We start from the raw sequence: 19,154 nt of genomic DNA, 5'->3' as shown, positions 1-19,154 counted from the left end.
TCCCCTTCCCGATTTTTGTAATACGATGTGATGCGTATGCTCTATTTTATTATCTCAGTACTGGTACTTGCCGGCCTGCTGTTTATTCCCGTCAGCAAACTGATCTGGGTGTTCAGCGTACGGCGTCTGCAACGCAAGACCAAAACCAAATTGAGCCAGGCGGAGATCGACGGGCAGCTCAATCGCGCCCGGTTTCTTAGTATTTTTCTCTGCCTGATATTTTCTTTCCTGTTTAATCTGCAAATCACAGGACTACCGACCAATGGATGATCCGGTTTACCGCACCCTTAAAATGCTCGCTATCGGCCTGGGACTGCTCTGGCTGGGCTGGATGGTCTACGAAGGGCTGGCGCGCGAACATGTGCCCGGCGAGAAGGCCTACGAGGCGGCCAGCCGCCATTTTGAAGACGGCCGTTTTGACGACGCCATTGCCGAATATGATCATGCGCTGCAGGAAAACAGTGAACTGTTACCGGCCCTGCGTGGCAAGGCGCGCAGTCTCATGCAACTCAAGCAATACGACAAGGCTCTTCCCCTGTTCAACCAGGCTATCGAACAGGATCCCGAGTTTGCCCCAACCTATGCCAATCGCGGCATCCTGCACGATCGCATGGGGCGCTTCGAAGAAGCGATCAAGGATTATGAAAAGGCGCTCGAACTCATGCCGGAACTGGCGGACGGGCCCAGCTGGATCACCCGTTTTTTAAGGCTGCAGCCGGATAAACCGCCGACCATCGACGATCGGGCCAGCTATCTGAAAGAACAACTGGCACTACCGGAAGAAGAACGCAAACTGCGCGATCCCGAACAGGATGAACAGCAGCGCAGTTACAAGATGTGAGCTTCAGACAACCCCGATAATATCGACCAGCAACACCCGCACGCAGAACAGCAGGGCGATGGAGCCGAACAGCAGATGGCCAATCTCCGTCTCCCCGCTTTCATCCCGATACGTCAGACCGTGATAGGCGATCAACGCGGTAATCAGGACAAAAAACCAGTCAAGCATGGGTAACCCCCGTGAATTATTATTCTAAGTCTGCCCGGGCAACAATACACCGTTCAAGCCAATACGACCAGCCTGGTAACAGCCTTTGTCATCCGCCCGCGTCGTGACTTTAGCGGAACTGGCTATATTGAATTTTTTCGGCTCTGACAAACAGCCGTGTCATAATCGTCGAAGTCACTGAAACAACCCTGCCACCGCCAAAGCGGCTATTCATCCCGCTGTTTTCAGCGCATTCAGTGCTATAAAACCTGCGTACACTTACGAGGTAGTGGTCTTAATAACAGGGCGGGAAGTGACACTCCTGGCCGAGCAGCATCCATTCAGGGGAGTGGCTGGCGAGGACGATGAGAAACACCAGCAGGAAAACCAGGCCTGAAAACAGGCGCAGTCCCCGGCGTAATCCGGCGCGGCTTGCCGGCAAACAAGCCCCGCCCATTACTGACGTATCCAGCTGGCGTCGATCTGCGGCTTTTAATACGCGCCGGGCGTAATGCCGGACCCAGAAAGGCACCTCTTCCCGGTACATATAACGGGCAAACGCACATTCCAGCTTTTCAGGACTCGCCGGCTCGCCATACCAGGCCTCATAGGCCAGCTCAAACAACCTGAATTCACTGATATCCAGCAACCCGACGGCATCCAGCAGCACCTGCAGATCCGGGGGAAGCGGTTTGTCAGGGAAAAGAAACATGCGGGCACCTGTGCGGCCGGTTTGGTCATGTTTCTGTCAGTATAGTATATTCAGTTAAAATTACCGGTGACCGAGTGCATGGGCGATCCTGCCAAGACACAACTGAGTACCTTGCCATTGCTGCGCGATTTGCCCGGCGAGGATCGGGGCGCCTTGCAACGCAAGGGCTCCCGACACCGGCTCGAGGGCGGTGCTATCCTGTTCCGGGAAGGCGATGCCTATCCGGGCAGACTCTATTTGCTGATCGAGGGACGCATCGGGATCCGTCGTCAGGACAACCTGCAATTTGAAGTTGCCCCCGGCGAATTGCTCGGTCTCTCCAACTACCTCGACAAGAGCCCTTACCACTCCACCGCCACCACCCTCACCCCGGTGGAACTGCTGGAAATTCCGGATACGGCCCTGAAGCAACTGGAAAACAGCCATCCGGCTATTGCCGATCTGATCAGCCGGACCATTGCCGAGCGCATTCGGACCCGTTCCTGGCGCAGTCAGGTCGAACAGGGGCCGCTCGCCCAACCGGTGCGAACCATCATGAAATCCCCGTTGTCGACCTGCCACACCGGCCTGAGCCTGCGTGAAGCCTTTATGATCATGCAGGATCGCAAAATCGGCAGCCTGGGCGTGCTCGACGACAATAACGAGCTGTTCGGTGTGCTGACCTATGCCGGACTGGCCGAGGCCCTGGCGCTGAAAGGCGCCAAACCTGATCACCCGCTGGATGAAGCGGCTTGCGATACACCACGCACCATCGCCGCCACGGCGCCCGTCTGGCAGGCCCATGATCTGCTCTCAAGTTACAATACCAAGTACCTGATCGTGACCGAAAACGCGCGCCCGGTGGGCCTGGTCTCCCAGACCGATCTGCTGCGCTCGCTGATCAATGCCGACAACAGTCTGCTCGAGCGCATCGATCAATCCCGGACGCTGGATGAATGCCGCCGGCACTATGATAATCTGTACCAGTACGCCAGTCAGTGCCAGCAGACCAACCGTTATGCCAGTCAGGCCGTGCGCCTGTTAAGCCATGCCCACCTGCATCTGCAACGCCGGGCCGTGGAACTGACCCTGGCCGAGATGGCGAGCGAACAGGGTCCGCCGCCGTGTCGTTATGCCCTGCTCATTATGGGTTCCGGCGGCCGGCAGGAGATGCTGCTCAATCCGGATCAGGACAACGGTCTGATCATCGACGATCGCGACGGGCCTCCCGATGCCAGGGCCCTTAAATGGTTTGAACAATTCGCCGAAAAGCTCAATCCCAACCTGGATCAGGCGGGCTACATTCTCTGCCCCGGTGATATCATGGCGCGTAACCCGCTGTTTCGTAAAACGCTCTCCCAGTGGCAACAGCAATTCAGTCATCTGGTGAACAAACCCAATCTCAAGGGCGCCGTCTGGTCCAATATCGTGTTTGATTTTGACACCCTGTACGGCGATGACAGTCTCACCTATACCCTGCGCCGGCATCTGTTGAGTTCGCTGCAGGAAAATACCCGATTGCTGGATTACATGGTCGAACACGATGCCGAGGGCAAGCCGGCCATCGGGCTGTTCAACCGACTGGTGACCTCGGACACGGAACAGGACAAGGGCAGTATCGATATCAAACGCAATGGCCTGCGGATTATCGCCGATGCCGCCCGCGTCTATGCCCTGGCTAACGGTATCACGCAGTGCAATACCCTCGATCGGCTCAAGGCACTGGTACACCGTGGCGTACTCAGTGCCGATCTGGTGGATGCCGTAAGCTTTGCCTATGAGGAGCTGCTGGATATGATTCTGCAAAACCAGATTCGGCAGAAACAGACACAACAGCCACTGGATAAACGTATTTATCCGGAGCAACTCACCGACCAGATGCGCTCCATGCTGCGCATGTCCATGCGCGCCATCAAACGCCTGCAGGACCGCTTGCAGGGTCAGTTCGGGCGCGCCGCGTTCTAGACATGGCCACGCCCTCGCTACTGCAGAGCCTGTATCAAAAGCTGTTCGGCCGCCGGGGCCCGCCGGAAGATCCCCGCTTGCGCCGGCTGTGGGATGCCTGTCGCCTCACGACCCGCCGTTCGCTGCTGAATACCCCCGTCAACCAGTGCCGATTTGTGGTGATGGATACCGAAACCACCGGCTTTCATGCCTACGCCGGGGATGAAATTGTCTCCATCGCCCTGCTCGAATATGACGGCCTGCAACCGACAGGCCGGGAATATTACCAACTCATCAATCCCCAGCGCCCGATTCCGGATGAATCGCACCGGATTCACGGTATCAGTGAAACGGATGTCAAAAATGCCCCCACTATCCGGCAGGCGCTGCCCGAGATTATCGAATTCCTGCAGGACAGTGTGCTGGTGGGACATCATTTACAATTCGACCTGCGCTTTCTAAACCGCACGCTGCACGAATGGTTGGGGTGCAAGCTCCGCCACCCCACCCTGGATACCATGTTGATGTATCAGGCCTGGAGCGGGCGCCTGGCCCATTACGAACTGGAGCAGGTTGCCAAAGCCTGTCATATCGAAGTCCTGCAGCGGCACACGGCGCGCGGCGACGCGCGCACCGCCGCCGGGATTTTCGAAGCGCTGGCCGGACGCCTGGTCGACCCCGGGGCTCCGGTAAAATCGCTTATCAATCAACAGATTACAAACGAATAACGGTTTCTGCCCCGGACCGAAACGCTTGAAGCGCCGGAGCAGTCCTGTTAAAAAGAATACATGAGAATGTCACTCACAGAGACGCTCTTGCACCATCCGTTGAGCCGGCGAGTCGGCTGGATCGGGTACGCCATCGTGTTCTATATGAGTGGCGAAAGTTTCGTCATCTGGTTGCTGGAGCCGCACAACTTCGAATAACAATTATCAGGAGTCACTCATGTCCCAAGAGAAGATATATGACATCCCCGCTGAGTTCGCCGCCCAGGCCAACATCAGCGAAGCCGATTACCAGGCCATGTATCAACGCTCGATCGATGATCCGGAAGGCTTCTGGGCCGAACAGGCGGAAAAGTTTCTCAGCTGGTACAAGCCCTGGGACAGGGTACTGGACTGGAGTTATGACGCCGACAACCTCTATATCAAATGGTTTGAAGGCGGCAAACTGAATGTGGCTTACAACTGCATCGATCGACACCTTGAGCAACGCGGCGATCAGACCGCGATCATCTGGGAAGGCGACGATCCGAACGATGCCAAACACATCAGCTACCGTGAACTGCACGAACAGGTGTCAAAACTGGGGAATGTACTCAAAGAGCGCGGTGTCAAAAAGGGCGATCGCGTCTGTATTTACATGCCCATGATTCCCGAAGCCTGCTATGCCATGCTGGCCTGTGCCCGTATCGGCGCCGTCCATTCGGTCGTGTTCGGGGGCTTCTCCCCCGAGTCGCTCAAGGATCGGATTCTGGACTCCGACTGCCGGGTGGTGATCACGGCCGACGAAGGCGTGCGCGGTGGCAAGGCCGTCCCGCTCAAGGCCAATACCGACAAGGCACTGGAAGCGTGCCCGAATGTCCACACGGTCCTGACCGTGCGACGTACCGGCGGCAAAACCGACTGGCACGAACAACGCGACATCTGGTATCACGAGGCGGTTGAACAAGCCTCGGCCGACTGTCCGCCGGAAGAAATGGATGCCGAGGATCCGCTGTTCATTCTCTATACTTCCGGCTCCACCGGCAAACCCAAAGGGGTGCTGCATACCACCGCCGGCTATCTGCTGTTCACCGCCATCACGACCAAATATACGTTCGATCTGCATGAAGGGGACATCTACTGGTGCTCGGCCGACGTCGGCTGGGTCACCGGCCACAGTTACCTGGTCTACGGGCCGCTGGCCAACGGCACCACCACTCTCTCTTTCGAGGGCGTGCCCACCTATCCCGATGCCTCGCGTTTCTGGGAGGTGATCGACAAACACAAGGTGACGGTTTTCTATACCGCCCCGACCGCCATCCGTGCCCTGATGCGTGAAGGCGAAGCGCCGGTCAAGAAAACCTCGCGCCAGTCCCTGCGTCTGCTGGGCACGGTGGGTGAACCCATCAATCCCGAAGCCTGGGAGTGGTATTACAAGGTAGTCGGTGACAACCGTTGCCCGATTGTCGATACCTGGTGGCAAACCGAAACCGGCGGCCATCTGATTACGCCCCTGCCCGGCGCCACCCGGCTCAAACCCGGCTCCGCCACCCGGCCCTTCTTCGGCGTCAAACCCGGGATCATCGATACCGAGACCAACAAGTTGATCGAGGGCGACGGCGAAGCCACCGGTGCGCTGGTGATCACCCAACCCTGGCCGTCGCAGATGCGCACGGTGTATGGCGATCACCAGCGTTTCGTCGACACCTATTTCAAGACCTATCCCGGTTATTACTTCAGCGGTGACGGTGCCCGGCGCGATGCCGACGGCTATTACTGGATCACCGGGCGCATGGATGACGTGCTCAATGTCTCCGGCCATCGTATGGGTACCGCCGAGGTCGAATCGGCGCTGGTATTGCACGAGAAAGTCGCCGAGGCCGCGGTGGTCGGTTATCCCCATGACATCAAGGGCCAGGGGATCTATGCCTATGTCACCACCATCAAGGGCGTGGAACCCAGCGATGAACTGAAGGCGGAACTGCTGGATCTGGTGCGCCAGGAGATCGGTCCCATTGCCAAGCCCGATGTCATCCAGTGGGCACCGGGACTACCCAAGACCCGCTCCGGCAAAATCATGCGTCGTATTCTGCGCAAGATTGCCGAAAACGATCTGGATAACCTGGGCGATACCTCAACCCTCGCCGATCCGGCCGTGGTCGACGATCTGATAGAAAATCGGGCCAACAAATAGTCACATACGGATTATTTGCATCCGCGAACAAACGTTTATGCCCTTTGGGTGCGAATGGCCGCAAATATGAACTACGCATTTCTTTTCTATTGGCGTCCATTCGCGTACATTAGCGGACTGTTCTCTTGCCGGGCAAATGGCGCGCAAATGTCGAAGAACCCGCATCTTACGTTGTTTGCGAGCTGTTTGCTCTGTCTGCTCACGCTTCCGGCCGCGGCCATCGACAGAAACAGTCTGCCGGACAAACTCGAACTCAGTGAGTGGGAAGTACCCTGGGACGGGCGTCCCCGTGACCCTTATGTGGTACCGAACGGCAAGGTCTGGTTCTAATGAAATTATTCAACCGGGCACAGGAATATCTGTTCAATACCCTCTGGGAGGTTGATTCGGAAAGCCTCTCACCCTGGCGCCAACGCGGTATCGGCGTGCTGCGAATCGCCTACCTGATCGGCCGGGATCTGGCCACCGGCGAACTCAATCTGCGCGCCATGAGTCTGGTCTATACCACCTTGCTGGCGCTGGTCCCGCTGCTGGCAGTCAGTTTTTCGGTACTCAAGGGGTTCGGGGTACACAATCAGCTGGAACCCATATTGCTGAACCTGCTGACTCACCTGGGCGATCGCGGTCCGGAGGTCACCGAACGGATCATCGGTTTTGTGGAGAACGTCAAGGCGGGCGTGCTCGGTTCGGTCGGAATGGTCTTCCTGCTGTATACAGTGATCTCACTGATGCAGAAAATCGAACGGGCCTTCAATTATACCTGGCAGGTGAGTGAAAACCGCTCCATGGCACGGCGCTTCAGTGACTATTTCAGTGTCATTCTGATCGGCCCGTTGCTGATATTCACCGCGATAACCCTGACCGCCTCCATTACCAGCAGCACCCTGTATACCCGTCTCGAACAGACCCCCATCATCAGCTGGCTACTGCAAAGCTTTAACCAGTCGTTACCGTATCTACTGGTTATTCTGGCTTTCAGCGTGATTTATGTGTTGGTCCCCAACACCCGGGTACGGATACGTTCCGCCCTGGTCGGTGCGATCGTCGCCGGCATCCTCTGGCAGACGGTCGGCTGGGGTTTCGCCGAACTGGTCACCTCATCACCTCGCCACATCGCCATCTATTCGGCCTTTGCCACGCTGTTCATGTTCATTATCTGGCTCTATATCAGCTGGTTAATCCTGCTGATCGGTGCCAGCATCGCCTTCTACCACCAATATCCGGAGCGACGCTGGCGCGAATCCCGTCAATTGCGGCTAAGCAACCGGCTCAAGGAGAAACTGGCACTGGCGGTTATGATCAACATCGGTCGTCGCTATTACCAACAGCAAGCGGAGTGGACTCTGCCGGAACTGGCACGTCGGCTGAATATTGTTGAACAGAGCCTGCATCCGATCATGGACAAACTGGTCGAGGCGCAACTGCTGCTTCGCACCGACCACGATCCTCCCCGCTATATCCCCGGTCGCACACTGGAACAGATCGATCTATCAACCATTATCGACTGCATTCGCCAGGCCGATGAAGACAAGATCGCCAATCCCCAACGCCTGCCGGCGGATCCGGTTATTGATCAGGTCTTCGACGACTATCAACGCGCCGCGACCGATGAACTCAAAAGCAAAAGCCTGCACGATCTCGTCAGCACCAATTAGCGGGAGCTTGTGGCAACCTGATGCATTCCCCTCTATTTATGATTTGTGTTAATAACGTGGAGACGGCAAAAAATGGCACAAAAAAAGGCCCGAAGGCCCTTTTTTATTCAGCAAGTGACGGTCACCCTTACTGACCGACGGCCTTCATGCTCAGGCGGATGCGGCCCTGTTTATCGATCTCCAGGACCTTGACCTTGACCATCTCGCCTTCCTTGAGCTTGTCGCTGACGTTCTCGACCCGCTCCTCACATATCTGCGAGACGTGGACCAGACCGTCCTTGCCGGGCAGGATGGTGACAAAGGCCCCGAAGTCCATCAGTTTGGCCACCTTGCCTTCGTAGACCTTGCCCACTTCCACATCGGCGGTGAGCTGCTCGACCTGGCGGCGGGCCTCCTCCGCGGCGGTCTGATCATTGGAAGCGATTTTGACCACGCCGTCATCGGTAATATCGATGCTGGTGCCGGTCTCCTCGGTAATCGCCCGAATGGTCGCGCCACCCTTGCCGATCACGTCGCGGATCTTGTCCGGGTTAATCTTCATGGTGATAAAGCGCGGCGCGTAGCTGGAGAGCTCCTCACGCGGCTTGTCGAGGACCGCATTCATCTTGCCCAGGATGTGCAGGCGGCCTTCTTTGGCCTGCTCCAGAGCGGCTTCCATGATTTCGCGGGTGATGCCGTCGATCTTGATGTCCATCTGCAGGGCGGTGACACCGCTCTCGCTGCCCGCGACCTTGAAGTCCATGTCCCCCAGGTGATCCTCGTCACCCAGGATGTCGGTCAGCACGGCAAATTTGTTCTCTTCCTTGATCAGACCCATGGCGATACCGGCCACCGGCGCCTTGAGCGGCACCCCGGCATCCATCATGGCGAGACTGGAACCGCAGACAGAGGCCATGGAGCTGGAACCGTTGGATTCGGTGATCTCGGAGACCACGCGCAGGGAATAGGGATACTCTTCCATATCCGGCATCACGCCCATGACGCCCCGTTTGGCGAGACGCCCGTGGCCGATTTCACGTCGACCGGGCGTGCCGGTACGACCGGTTTCGCCCACGCAGTAGGGGGGGAAGTTGTATTGCAGCATGAACGGCTCCCGATAGGTGCCTTCCAGCGCGTCAACGACCTGGGAATCGCGATCGGTCCCCAGCGTGGTCACCACCAGTGCCTGGGTCTCGCCACGGGTAAACAGAGCCGAGCCATGGGTGCGCGGCAACACACCGGTTTTCACGGTGATATCGCGCACGGTGCGGGTATCCCGACCGTCGATACGCGGCTCGCCGTTGATGATCCGGCCACGGACGACCTTCTTCTCCAGCCTGCCGATGGCGCCCTGGACGTCCGATTCGCTGTAACCGCCCTCCTCGTTGGAGGCCAGTTTTTCCAGTATCTCTTTACGAATTTCACTCAGGCGATCATAACGGGCCATCTTTTCCTTGATGGTGTAGGCTTCGTTGAACCTGGCCTCGCCCGCTTCGGCGGCCGCTTTATGCAGCGCTTCGTCCACGACCGGCGGCTGCCAGTCCCAGGCGGGGGTTCCCACCTCGGCGGCGAGTTCCTTGATGGCCTGAATGGCGGTCTGCATCTGCTCGTGACCGTGCATCACGGCCCCCAGCATGACCTCTTCGCTGAGCAGCTGGGCTTCGGATTCCACCATCAGCACAGCGTTTTCGGTGCCGGCGACCACCAGATCCAGCTCGGAGCCTTCCAGCGCCTCGGTGCCCGGATTCAGCAGGTAGTTGCCGTCCCGGTAACCCACCCGGGCGGCACCGATCGGGCCGTTAAATGGCACACCGGAGACGGCCAGCGCGGCCGAGGTGCCGAGCAGGGAAACGATATCGGGCGCCGCATCCGGGTCCAGCGAGAGGACCGTGGCGATAACCTGGACTTCGTTGGCAAAACCTTTGGGGAACAGCGGGCGGATGGGGCGATCGATGAGGCGGCAGGTGAGGGTTTCGGTTTCCGACGGTCGTCCCTCGCGTTTGAGGAAGCCGCCCGGTATTCTGCCCACCGCGTAGGTTTTTTCCTGGTAGTTGACCGTCAGCGGGAAAAAGTCGCGGCCTTCGATGGCCTCTTTTTCCACCACCACCGTGACCAGCACGACGGTCTCGCCCATGGTGATTTTGACGGCACCAGTGGCCTGGCGGGCAATTTCCCCGGTTTCCAGCGTTACGCTGTGATCACCATATTGGAATTCTTTTTTGATAACTGCCATGAATAGTCCTTCTGCTGGCGTGATTACTTGCGCAGACCCAGATTCGAAATCAACTGACGATAACGTTCCAGATCCCGGTTCTTCAGATAGTCGAGCAATTTACGCCGCTTGCTGACCATGCGCAGCAGCCCCTGACGGGAATGGTGATCCTGCTTGTGTGTTTTGAAGTGGTCGGACAGTTCAGTAATCCGCGCCGTCAGCAGGGCAACCTGGACTTCCGCAGAACCGGTATCACCGGTAGAACGGGCGTATTCGTTCACAATCGTGGACTTATGTTCGGCGCTTAAGGCCATTCGCAAGCTCCTGTTATACAATCATTTTGTCTAAAAATCAGAGCGCGTATTCTACCCGCGCCCCAGCCGGTTGTACAAGTATTCGTGAACAAAAATGCCCGCTTTTTTAATTCAGCGTCGCTGTCATCAAAAACCGATAAACGCCTCAACCGGCGTGGCTGACCAGCCGCTGCGGCGCAACCCGGCCATCGGCCAGAACCCGGCCGACACCGATAAACCGGTGCTGATCCCCGACGAACAGCCGCACCAGGCCGCTGGTCGGCGCCTGGGGAATCTGAACCGCCTGCCCCTGACGCAGGTAATAGGCGGTATTGTCGGTCAACACCAGCTGTGGCCAGTCTCCCAGCGCCGCCTCGACCGGCAACAGCGCCTGATCCAGCGCCGCCAGGCCGGACTCCGCCAGACGTTCCAGCTCGTTCAGCGCAACGGCCTGCTCGATAGAGAACGGCCCGGCACCGCTACGTCGCAGCGCCGAGAGATGGGCCCCGCAGCCCAGCTGACGGCCGATATCCTCAGCCAGGGTGCGGACATAGGTCCCCTTGGAACAACGCACATCCAGGACCAGCTCATCGCCGTCCAGGCTCACCAGTTCCAGTGCATAAAGGGTGATGCGCCGCGGTTCCCGGGCAATCTCCTTGCCCTGATGGGCCAGCTTGTATAAGGGCTGGCCGTTGACCTTGATCGCCGAGTGCATGGGCGGAATCTGCTCGATATCACCCACAAATCCGGCCAGTACCGTCTCGACCTCGGCCCGGCCGTAATGCCCGACCGGTTTACGCTCCAGCACCTCGCCTTCGGCATCGGCACTGGTGGTGGTCACGCCCAGTTTGCAGGTGCCGATATAGTGTTTGTCGGAATCCAGCAAAAAGGCGGAAAACTTGGTCGCTTCGCCGAAACAGAGCGGCAGCAGACCGCTGGCCAGCGGATCCAGGTTGCCGGTGTGACCGGCCTTGGCGGCCTTGAACAGCCGTTTAACCTGTTGCAGCGCGGCGTTGGAGGTCAGTCCGACGGGTTTATCAAGTAACAAAATGCCGTTGACGGGACGGCCCTGGGGACGACGTCTTGCCACGCACTACCTCACTCGTCGTGTTGTTTGTCGGATTTGACGGCTTCATCGATCAAGCGTGACAGTTCGTTGCCCCGGGCCATGGATTCGTCATACACAAAACGCAGCGCCGGCACCGTACGTAAAGTCATGGACCGGGCCAGTTCGTGACGCAAAAAGCCGCTGGCCCGGTTGAGAATATCCAGGCTGACAGCGATCTCCTGCTTATCGTCAAAAACGGTAATAAAAACTTTGGCGTGCGACAGATCCCGGGCGACCTCGACCGCCGAGACAGTCACCATGCCAAGGCGCGGATCCTTGATCTGTTGCTGGATCAAGGTTGCCAGCTCGCGCTGCATCTGCTCGCCAATACGCCGGGTGCGGCTGAAGTCTGCCATGATGCGTGTTTATCTCCGGGTATCAGATTGGCGGCTGATCAAAGCTGACGGGCGACCTGGGTCCGTTCATAGACCTCGATCTGATCGCCGGTTTTAACGTCGTTATAGTTCTTGACACCAATACCGCACTCCATGCCCTGTTTCACCTCGTTAACGTCATCCTTGTAGCGTCGTAGCGACTCCAGCTCGCCTTCATAAATCACCACATTGTCACGCAGGACGCGGATCGGACTGTGTCGCTTGACCACACCCTCGGTCACCATACAGCCGGCAATGGCGCCAAGCTTGGGCGAACGGAACACATCGCGCACTTCGGCCAGCCCGATGATCTCTTCTCTGGTCTCGGGCGAGAGCATACCGCTCATGGCCGCCTTAACCTCGTCGATGAGATCATAAATGACGCTGTAGTAATGCAGATCGACGTCTTCTTCATCGATCAACCGTTTGGCGACCGCATCGGCACGCACGTTAAAGCCGACCAGGATGGCGTTGGAGGCCACCGCCAGATTGACATCGGATTCGGTAATGCCGCCCACACCGCTGGCGACGATCTTGACCTTGACCTCGTCGGTGGACAGTTTTTCCAGCGCGTCGGTAATGGCTTCGACCGAACCCTGCACATCGCCCTTGAGCACGACGTTGACAACACCAACCTCGCCCTCTTCCATTTGCGAGAACATGTTTTCCAGCTTGGCGGCCTGTTGCCGGGCCAGTTTGACGTCCCGGGATTTGCCCTGACGGTACATGGCCACTTCACGCGCCTTGCGTTCATTGGGTACCACGACCGCTTCATCACCGGCATTGGGTGTACCGGACAGGCCGAGAACCTCGACCGGAATCGAGGGGCCGGCCTCTTCCACCTGTTCGGCCTTTTCGTTGAGCATCGCCCGCACACGGCCGTATACCAGACCGGCCAGCAGGATATCGCCTTTGCGCAGCGTTCCCTTTTGTACCAGCACGGTCGCGATGGGACCGCGGCCCTTGTCGAGGCGTGATTCAACGATCACCCCTTGCGCGTTACCCTCGCGGGTCGATTTGAGCTCCAGAACTTCGGAGACCAGCAGGATCGCTTCCAGCAGACTTTCGATGCCCTCGCCGGTTTCGGCGGAAACATGGACAAACATGGTGTCGCCGCCCCATTCCTCGGGAATAACGTCCAGCTGGGCCAGTTCATTCTTGACCTGGTCGGGATTGGCTTCGGGCTTATCCATCTTGTTGACCGCCACGATCAGCGGCACGCCGGCCGCCTTGGCATGCTGTACCGCTTCCTTGGTCTGCGGCATCACACCGTCATCCGCGGCAACCACCAGGATAACGATGTCCGTTGCCTGGGCGCCACGGGCACGCATGGCGGTAAACGCCGCATGGCCCGGGGTATCAAGAAAGGTGATATCGCCGTTTTCCTGTTCAACATGGTAGGCACCGATGTGCTGGGTGATACCACCCGCTTCGCCGGACGCCACCTTGCTGCGTCGAATGTAATCCAGCAGCGAGGTTTTACCATGATCGACATGGCCCATAATGGTCACGACCGGCGCACGGTGAACCGCTTCGCCTACTTCATCCTCGACGACCAGATCTTCTTCAATCGCATCGGCCTTGAGCAGCTTGACGTTATGCCCCATTTCATCAACAACCAGCGCCGCAGTATCCTGATCCAGCACCTGGTTGATAGTCACCATGGTGCCCATATTCATCAGCACCTTGATGACTTCGGCAGCCTTGACCGACATCTTCTGGGCCAGTTCGGAAACGGTAATCGTCTCCGGCAGGGCGACTTCATGCACAATGGGCGCGTTCGGACGTTGAAAGCCGTGTTCCCCGGAGGGCGTCGCCGAAGGCCGGGGTCTGCCGGCGCGTTTTTTGCGCTTGCCTGATTTGTCGGCAGTAACATGCAGTTCCTGGCGGCCGTAGCGGGTTGCCCGATCCTCTTCTTCACGGGTGCGTTCCTTACCCTTTTTGGCCTTGCTCGGACGCGCGCCCGGTTTGGTTTCCTTGGCTTCTTCAGCCTGCTTGCGGGCGATCTCTTCCTGCTGGAGGCGCGCGGCTTCTTCTTCCTCCGCCTTGCGCTTGGCCTCGGCTTCACGGGCCTTACGCTCTTCTTCCTCGGCACTGCGTTTGGCCTGCAGATCCGCCTCACGTTGTTTTTCAGCCTCTTCAGCCTGACGGCGTTCATCTTCCAGCTTGGCTCTTTCCGCCAGAACCTGCTCGGCCTTTTCATGCTCCTGTTCAAGTACGGTGCTGCGCTTGACATAAGTGCGTTTCTTGCGCACTTCGACAGTGACTGATTTACCTTTACTGTGTCCGCCGGTCTGCCTGAGCTCGCTGGTGGATTTGCGACTCAAGGTGATTTTCTTCGGCTCTTTAAGGCCATCGCCTTCAGCGCCGTGTTTGTTACGCAGAAACGACAACAGTTCCATTTTTTCGGCATCCGTAATCGTCGCATCAGCATCGGATACCGGGAGGCCTGCCTCTTTAAATTGATCCAGCAGCCGATCTACCGATATGCCTACTACTTCAGCGAACTGTCGGACGGTTACATCTGCCATATACTCTCTCTCCTGCTCCTCAGCGTTCCGGTTTGTCTCAGTTACTCTGTTCTTCGGCAAACCAGGGTTCACGCGCTTTCATAATCAGTTGCGCTGCTTTTTCTTCATCCATCTCGTCAATTTCCATCAGCTCATCCACTGACTGCTCGGCCAGATCTTCCATGCTGCAGATTCCCTTGGCGGCCAGTTTGTAGGCCAGGTTCTGCTCCATGCCTTCCATGTTAAGCAAGTCTTCGGCCGGCTCGGTACTGTCGACGGTTTCCTCGCTGCTGATGGCCCGGGTCAACAGGACATCCTTGGCCCGACCGCGCAGCTCTTCGACAATCGAGTCGTCGAACTCCTCAATTGCCAGCAATTCATCCATCGGCACATAGGCGACTTCATCAATGGTGGTAAATCCTTCCTGCACCAGGATAGATGCCACTTCTTCATCCACATCCAGCAGTTCCATAAACTGTTTCTGAACGCGCACCGACTCCTCTTCGCTCTTGGATTCCATATCCGCGACGGACATGACATTCAAGGTCCAGTGCGTCAATTCACTGGCGAGTTTGACGTTCTGGCCACCGCGGCCGATTGCCTGGGACAACTGTTCCTCGGCAACGGCGATATCCATGGTGTTGGTATCTTCGTCCACCACAATGGACTCCACATCGGCCGGCGACATGGCGTTGATAACAAACTGGGCGGGATTCTCGTTCCACAATACGATATCGATGCGTTCGCCGGCCAGCTCGTTGGAAACGGCCTGAACCCGTGATCCGCGCATGCCGACACAGGCACCGACGGGATCGATGCGTGAATCATTGCTGCGTACCGCGATCTTGGCCCGTGAGCCGGGATCGCGCGAGGCCCCCAGAATGTCGATCAGGCCTTCACCGACTTCCGGAACCTCAATCTTGAACAGCTCGATCAAAAACTCGGGCGCGGTGCGACTGACAAACAGCTGCGGGCCGCGTGCTTCCGGACGAATCTCCTTGAGATAACTGCGGATGCGATCGCCGGGACGCACGGATTCACGCGGGATCATGTCCTCGCGCGGAATAATGGCGTCGGCGTTGCCACCCAGGTCAAGGTACACGTTACCGCGCTCGACCCGTTTGACGACCCCCATCACCAACTGACCGATCTTGCTTTCGTATTCCTCAATGACCTGCGCTCGCTCGGCTTCACGCACTTTTTGCACGATAACCTGCTTGGCGGTCTGCGCGGCGATACGGCCGAATTCAATCGAGTCGACCTGCTCCTCGACAAATTCGCCAAGCTGGATATCCGGATCTTCATACTGAGCGGCGCTCACTGTCGTCTCGCGTTCCGGATGCTCCATAGCATCATCTTCCACCACTTCCCAGCGACGAAAAGTTTCATAATCACCGTTGGATTTATTGATGCTGACGCGCAAATCGACATCGGTGTTGTAACGTTTCTTGGTGGCAGTTGCCAGTGCACCTTCGATGGCCTCAAAAATGACGTCCTTGTCCACGCCTTTTTCGTTGGACACTGCATCAACTACCATCAGAATTTCTTTGTTCATAACCCAGCCTCTAGAAGCAAATCAAAATGCATACTTAACTGTTCGAGTTCATTGTCAATCTTTTTCCGCCAGCGATTAATGACTGTGAATAATCGCATCGTAATCCGGCACCAGATTGGCCTTTTCGATCTCATCCACTGTCAGCTCATATGTCTGACCGGCATCGTCCGTTATATGGATAATCTCGCCTTCCACCTTGTCGATACGCCCGGCCAGCTTGCGGCGCCCCTCAACGGCCTGGCGCAGCCGCAGCTTCACCTTCTCACCCAGAAACCGGGTATAGTGTTCCGGCGTAAACAAGGGCCGATCCAGTCCCGGTGAGGAAACCTCAAGATTATACTGGCCGCGGATCGGGTCCTCGACATCGAGCACACCACTGATCTGGTGACTGACCCGTTCGCAATCGGCCAGGGTAACGCCCTCTTCCGAATCGATGAAAACCCGGACCACGGAATGCTTTCCCTGGGCCTGATGCTCAACCCCCACCAGCTCGTAGTCCAGCGCCTGCACGGCGGAGGCGATCAGCGTGGTCAGCCTGTCTGTTGCCTGTCCCATTTTTCGTTACACCCGTAAACAAAAAGTGGGCGCGAGGCCCACTTCCTGAATAACACCAAATTCGTGCCGGATTGTAACACCTTATATATAAGCCAGGCAATCCTGCGGGACGAAATTTAACGCGTCAGGACGCGTCCCGCAAGGGCTCAGGGCGGATACCCGTAACCCGGTTACTGTTGGGTTGCCCCGTTTTCGGCGGAAGCCGGATCGCCGCCCGGCGCACACCGGGCGCCCCAAGACAGCGTTTCAGGGAAAAGCCGGGATGGTCGGTTCTACGTCGCGGATCTCGGCTTCGGGGTGGTGCTCCTTGACCCGCGCCGAAATGGTTTCCACCTGTTCCACCGGCACATCCACCATCATCAGCAGGCGGCCCTGCTCAAGCTGGCTGGAAAATGCCCTCAATCGGCTGTTGGGGATATTCACAGCCACCATGGTGGAGGCAAACAGACCGATCAGCGCACCACCAACGGTGATCGAGCCGACCGACCAGACCTCCAGGCCGGAGACGATATAGCCCAGCATGACCGCCAGCGTGCCGAGCAGCACCCCGGCAAAAGCGCCGATAATCGCGCCCAACTGGGCACCATGAACCAGATCGCTCTTTTGCAACAGGGATGCTTCGGGCAGATCGGCCAGATCTACATCCTCGCGCGCCAGCACGTGAATGTGCCGTTCCTCGATTTTCGACAACAACAACTCATTATGGACCGTCTGGGCCGACTTGACGTCGGGGAGAATGAAATACATCCGCCTTCTCATCGCGCACCTCCTTCCTCAGGATTTGAGGGTTGGCCGGGCGGAGAACCCGGGCATTGGAGAAGGAACCTGTCTATTAAAATCAAGTATAGTTGACAGCAGCGCTTTGCATAGCCTCAGCGGGCGCCTGATTATTATTTTTTTATCTTTTCAATCAATATGATAGGCTGTTTTTATGGCAAGTTTACAATTTCTCGGCGCCACCGGCGAAGTCACCGGCTCGGCCTATCTGCTGCGCAGCGCGAAGACTACTATCCTGCTGGAGTGTGGTCTGCATCAGGGCCGGGGGGCCGACGAGGCCAATCAGGCGCCCTTTGAGTTCAGCGTGAATGCGATCGATGCAGTGGTGCTCTCCCATGCCCATCTGGATCACAGTGGTTTACTTCCCCGTCTGGTCAAGGAAGGTTATCGGGGTCCCGTTTATATGACCCGCGCAACCCACGATCTCATCGATATTATGCTCCACGATGCCGCCTTTTTGCAGATGAAAGACACCGAGTGGGAGAACAAGCAGCGCCACAAGGCGGGCAAGACACCGCTTGAGCCGCTGTATACCGACCAGGACGTCGCGGCCACCCTGCAGCTGCGCCAGACCCTCGACTACCGGCAGCACACCCCGATTACCCCGGATGTCCAGCTCCGGTATCATGATGCCGGCCATATCCTCGGCTCGGCGATTGTGGAGCTCAGTGTCGAGGATGCCGGCACCACCCGGCGACTGGTCTTCTCCGGCGATCTGGGCAACATCCACCATCCGTTGCTACAGAACCCCGAATATCTACAGCAGGCCGATACCCTGCTGCTTGAATCGACTTACGGGGATCGCAACCACCGTAGTTACGAGGAGACGGTGGAAGAGTTTCACCAGGCCCTGCAGGCGGCGGCCGACGCCGGCGGCAATGTCCTGATCCCCGCTTTTGCCGTCGGGCGCACCCAGGAGATCCTGTTCTGGCTGGGCAAGTTTCATCGCCAGGGACGACTGCCCCAGCAACAGATTTTTCTCGACAGCCCGATGGCCATTGCCGCCAGCGAACTCTATTTTCGCTATCTGCACCTGTTCAACGACGATGATGCGCAAGCCTTTGTCGATACTGTCCGGCATCGTTGGGAGGAATGGCTACCCAATCTGCGCTGTACCCGAACGGTCGAGGAGTCGATGCAGATCAACACGATCCACGGTGGCGCAATTATCATCGCCGGCAGTGGCATGTGTACCGGCGGACGCATCAGCCATCACCTGAAAAATAACCTCTGGAAAAACAATACGCACCTGATCATCGTCGGCTTCCAGGCCGCCGGGACCCCCGGCCGCGCCCTGGTCGACGGGACAGAACGGCTCAGGCTGTTCGGTCGCGAGGTCAATGTCAAAGCCCGTATCCATACCCTTGGCGGGTTCAGCGCCCACGCCGACCAGCAACAACTGCTCGAATGGGCCGGCCACTTCCATCCCCGGCCCAGGCTCTATCTGGTGCACGGCGAACAGGATAAACGCGAAATCCTGCAGGAACAGTTCCGGCAACAATACGACTGGAATGCCCACCTTCCCGCCTTCAAGGAAAAAATCGAGCTGTAGATCTAATCCCTTTTCCCGCACACGAAAAATAACGCAGAGTTCGCAGAGTCGCAGAGAACGCAA

The 19,154-nt window shown here is 57.7% G+C and carries 19 protein-coding genes; 9 read left to right on the top strand and 10 right to left on the bottom strand.

The window, feature by feature from the left end:
* Positions 1–36 precede the first annotated feature (36 nt).
* Complete coding sequence (locus tag U5J94_RS09920) at positions 37–270, top strand: hypothetical protein (protein ID WP_322565484.1); 234 nt, start codon at positions 37–39, stop codon at positions 268–270.
* Entirely contained in the window at positions 263–841 is a 579-nt protein-coding gene (locus tag U5J94_RS09915) for a tetratricopeptide repeat protein (RefSeq protein WP_322565483.1), read from the top strand. The genes U5J94_RS09920 and U5J94_RS09915 overlap by 8 nt, the downstream gene beginning before the upstream one ends.
* A gap of 3 nt (positions 842–844) precedes the next feature.
* On the opposite strand, the gene U5J94_RS09910 is transcribed toward U5J94_RS09915, so the two are convergent.
* Positions 845–1,009: a hypothetical protein gene (locus U5J94_RS09910; RefSeq protein WP_322565482.1), complete on the bottom strand. Its 165-nt coding sequence runs from the start codon at positions 1,007–1,009 to the stop codon at positions 845–847.
* Between the two features lie 274 nt (positions 1,010–1,283).
* Entirely contained in the window at positions 1,284–1,700 is a 417-nt protein-coding gene (locus U5J94_RS09905) for a hypothetical protein (protein ID WP_322565481.1), read from the bottom strand.
* 78 nt (positions 1,701–1,778) lie between these two features.
* Here U5J94_RS09905 and U5J94_RS09900 point away from each other — a divergent pair, with 78 nt between their 5' ends.
* The 6 genes from U5J94_RS09900 (at position 1,779) to U5J94_RS09875 (ending at position 8,176) form a co-directional block, all read left to right on the top strand.
* Complete coding sequence (locus tag U5J94_RS09900; RefSeq protein ID WP_322565480.1) at positions 1,779–3,644, top strand: DUF294 nucleotidyltransferase-like domain-containing protein; 1,866 nt, start codon at positions 1,779–1,781, stop codon at positions 3,642–3,644.
* 2 nt (positions 3,645–3,646) lie between these two features.
* Positions 3,647–4,351, top strand: coding sequence for a 3'-5' exonuclease (locus U5J94_RS09895; RefSeq protein ID WP_322565479.1), 705 nt, complete (start codon positions 3,647–3,649; stop codon positions 4,349–4,351).
* A 66-nt stretch (positions 4,352–4,417) separates the two neighbouring features.
* A complete protein-coding gene (locus tag U5J94_RS09890) occupies positions 4,418–4,549 on the top strand; it encodes a hypothetical protein (RefSeq protein WP_322565478.1) in 132 nt (43 codons plus the stop codon).
* Positions 4,550–4,568: 19 nt separating this feature from the next.
* A complete protein-coding gene (acs, locus tag U5J94_RS09885) occupies positions 4,569–6,521 on the top strand; it encodes an acetate--CoA ligase (RefSeq protein ID WP_322565477.1) in 1,953 nt (650 codons plus the stop codon).
* Positions 6,522–6,668: 147 nt separating this feature from the next.
* The gene (locus tag U5J94_RS09880) at positions 6,669–6,851 is read left to right on the top strand and encodes a hypothetical protein (RefSeq protein ID WP_322565476.1); all 183 of its coding nucleotides are present in this window, start codon (positions 6,669–6,671) and stop codon (positions 6,849–6,851) included.
* Complete coding sequence (locus U5J94_RS09875; RefSeq protein ID WP_322565475.1) at positions 6,851–8,176, top strand: YihY/virulence factor BrkB family protein; 1,326 nt, start codon at positions 6,851–6,853, stop codon at positions 8,174–8,176. The genes U5J94_RS09880 and U5J94_RS09875 overlap by 1 nt, the downstream gene beginning before the upstream one ends.
* Before the next feature lie 127 nt (positions 8,177–8,303).
* Here the strand turns inward: U5J94_RS09875 and pnp are convergent, their stop codons facing one another.
* The 8 genes from pnp to U5J94_RS09835 form a co-directional block, all read right to left on the bottom strand.
* Entirely contained in the window at positions 8,304–10,388 is a 2,085-nt protein-coding gene (gene pnp, locus U5J94_RS09870; RefSeq protein ID WP_322565474.1) for a polyribonucleotide nucleotidyltransferase, read from the bottom strand.
* 23 nt (positions 10,389–10,411) lie between these two features.
* The gene (rpsO, locus tag U5J94_RS09865) at positions 10,412–10,681 is read right to left on the bottom strand and encodes a 30S ribosomal protein S15 (RefSeq protein WP_322565473.1); all 270 of its coding nucleotides are present in this window, start codon (positions 10,679–10,681) and stop codon (positions 10,412–10,414) included.
* 145 nt (positions 10,682–10,826) lie between these two features.
* Positions 10,827–11,750, bottom strand: a complete 924-nt coding sequence (gene truB, locus U5J94_RS09860; protein WP_322565472.1) for a tRNA pseudouridine(55) synthase TruB — start codon at positions 11,748–11,750, stop codon at positions 10,827–10,829.
* An 8-nt stretch (positions 11,751–11,758) separates the two neighbouring features.
* Positions 11,759–12,127 (bottom strand): 30S ribosome-binding factor RbfA, encoded by a 369-nt coding sequence (rbfA, locus tag U5J94_RS09855; RefSeq protein ID WP_416224216.1) that lies wholly within the window; start codon positions 12,125–12,127, stop codon positions 11,759–11,761.
* 35 nt (positions 12,128–12,162) lie between these two features.
* On the bottom strand, positions 12,163–14,673 hold the full coding sequence (gene infB, locus U5J94_RS09850) for a translation initiation factor IF-2 (protein ID WP_322565470.1): 2,511 nt from the start codon (positions 14,671–14,673) through the stop codon (positions 12,163–12,165).
* Between the two features lie 37 nt (positions 14,674–14,710).
* The gene (gene nusA, locus U5J94_RS09845; RefSeq protein WP_322565469.1) at positions 14,711–16,207 is read right to left on the bottom strand and encodes a transcription termination factor NusA; all 1,497 of its coding nucleotides are present in this window, start codon (positions 16,205–16,207) and stop codon (positions 14,711–14,713) included.
* 75 nt (positions 16,208–16,282) lie between these two features.
* Positions 16,283–16,762, bottom strand: coding sequence for a ribosome maturation factor RimP (rimP, locus tag U5J94_RS09840; protein WP_322565468.1), 480 nt, complete (start codon positions 16,760–16,762; stop codon positions 16,283–16,285).
* A gap of 246 nt (positions 16,763–17,008) precedes the next feature.
* Entirely contained in the window at positions 17,009–17,509 is a 501-nt protein-coding gene (locus U5J94_RS09835) for a hypothetical protein (RefSeq protein WP_322565467.1), read from the bottom strand.
* Positions 17,510–17,693: 184 nt separating this feature from the next.
* Between U5J94_RS09835 and U5J94_RS09830 the strand changes: the two genes are divergently transcribed.
* Positions 17,694–19,091: an MBL fold metallo-hydrolase gene (locus tag U5J94_RS09830; protein WP_322565466.1), complete on the top strand. Its 1,398-nt coding sequence runs from the start codon at positions 17,694–17,696 to the stop codon at positions 19,089–19,091.
* Positions 19,092–19,154 lie beyond the last annotated feature (63 nt).

The organism is Thiohalophilus sp., from assembly GCF_034522235.1.
Classification (GTDB): Bacteria; Pseudomonadota; Gammaproteobacteria; order UBA6429; family Thiohalophilaceae; genus Thiohalophilus.
Note: the sequence above shows the minus strand (reverse complement) of the source record. Positions and strands in the feature narration are given on the sequence as shown.

Bases quoted from the DNA above. Each gene is read 5' to 3' on its own strand.
- U5J94_RS09920 (WP_322565484.1), top strand. From the start codon at position 37: ATGCTCTATTTTATTATCTCAGTACTGGTACTTGCCGGCCTGCTGTTT.
- U5J94_RS09915 (WP_322565483.1), top strand. From the start codon at position 263: ATGGATGATCCGGTTTACCGCACCCTTAAAATGCTCGCTATCGGCCTG.
- U5J94_RS09910 (WP_322565482.1), bottom strand. From the start codon at position 1,009: ATGCTTGACTGGTTTTTTGTCCTGATTACCGCGTTGATCGCCTATCAC.
- U5J94_RS09905 (WP_322565481.1), bottom strand. From the start codon at position 1,700: ATGTTTCTTTTCCCTGACAAACCGCTTCCCCCGGATCTGCAGGTGCTG.
- U5J94_RS09900 (WP_322565480.1), top strand. From the start codon at position 1,779: ATGGGCGATCCTGCCAAGACACAACTGAGTACCTTGCCATTGCTGCGC.
- U5J94_RS09895 (WP_322565479.1), top strand. From the start codon at position 3,647: ATGGCCACGCCCTCGCTACTGCAGAGCCTGTATCAAAAGCTGTTCGGC.
- U5J94_RS09890 (WP_322565478.1), top strand. From the start codon at position 4,418: ATGTCACTCACAGAGACGCTCTTGCACCATCCGTTGAGCCGGCGAGTC.
- acs (WP_322565477.1), top strand. From the start codon at position 4,569: ATGTCCCAAGAGAAGATATATGACATCCCCGCTGAGTTCGCCGCCCAG.
- U5J94_RS09880 (WP_322565476.1), top strand. From the start codon at position 6,669: ATGTCGAAGAACCCGCATCTTACGTTGTTTGCGAGCTGTTTGCTCTGT.
- U5J94_RS09875 (WP_322565475.1), top strand. From the start codon at position 6,851: ATGAAATTATTCAACCGGGCACAGGAATATCTGTTCAATACCCTCTGG.
- pnp (WP_322565474.1), bottom strand. From the start codon at position 10,388: ATGGCAGTTATCAAAAAAGAATTCCAATATGGTGATCACAGCGTAACG.
- rpsO (WP_322565473.1), bottom strand. From the start codon at position 10,681: ATGGCCTTAAGCGCCGAACATAAGTCCACGATTGTGAACGAATACGCC.
- infB (WP_322565470.1), bottom strand. From the start codon at position 14,673: ATGGCAGATGTAACCGTCCGACAGTTCGCTGAAGTAGTAGGCATATCG.
- nusA (WP_322565469.1), bottom strand. From the start codon at position 16,207: ATGAACAAAGAAATTCTGATGGTAGTTGATGCAGTGTCCAACGAAAAA.
- rimP (WP_322565468.1), bottom strand. From the start codon at position 16,762: ATGGGACAGGCAACAGACAGGCTGACCACGCTGATCGCCTCCGCCGTG.
- U5J94_RS09835 (WP_322565467.1), bottom strand. From the start codon at position 17,509: ATGTATTTCATTCTCCCCGACGTCAAGTCGGCCCAGACGGTCCATAAT.
- U5J94_RS09830 (WP_322565466.1), top strand. From the start codon at position 17,694: ATGGCAAGTTTACAATTTCTCGGCGCCACCGGCGAAGTCACCGGCTCG.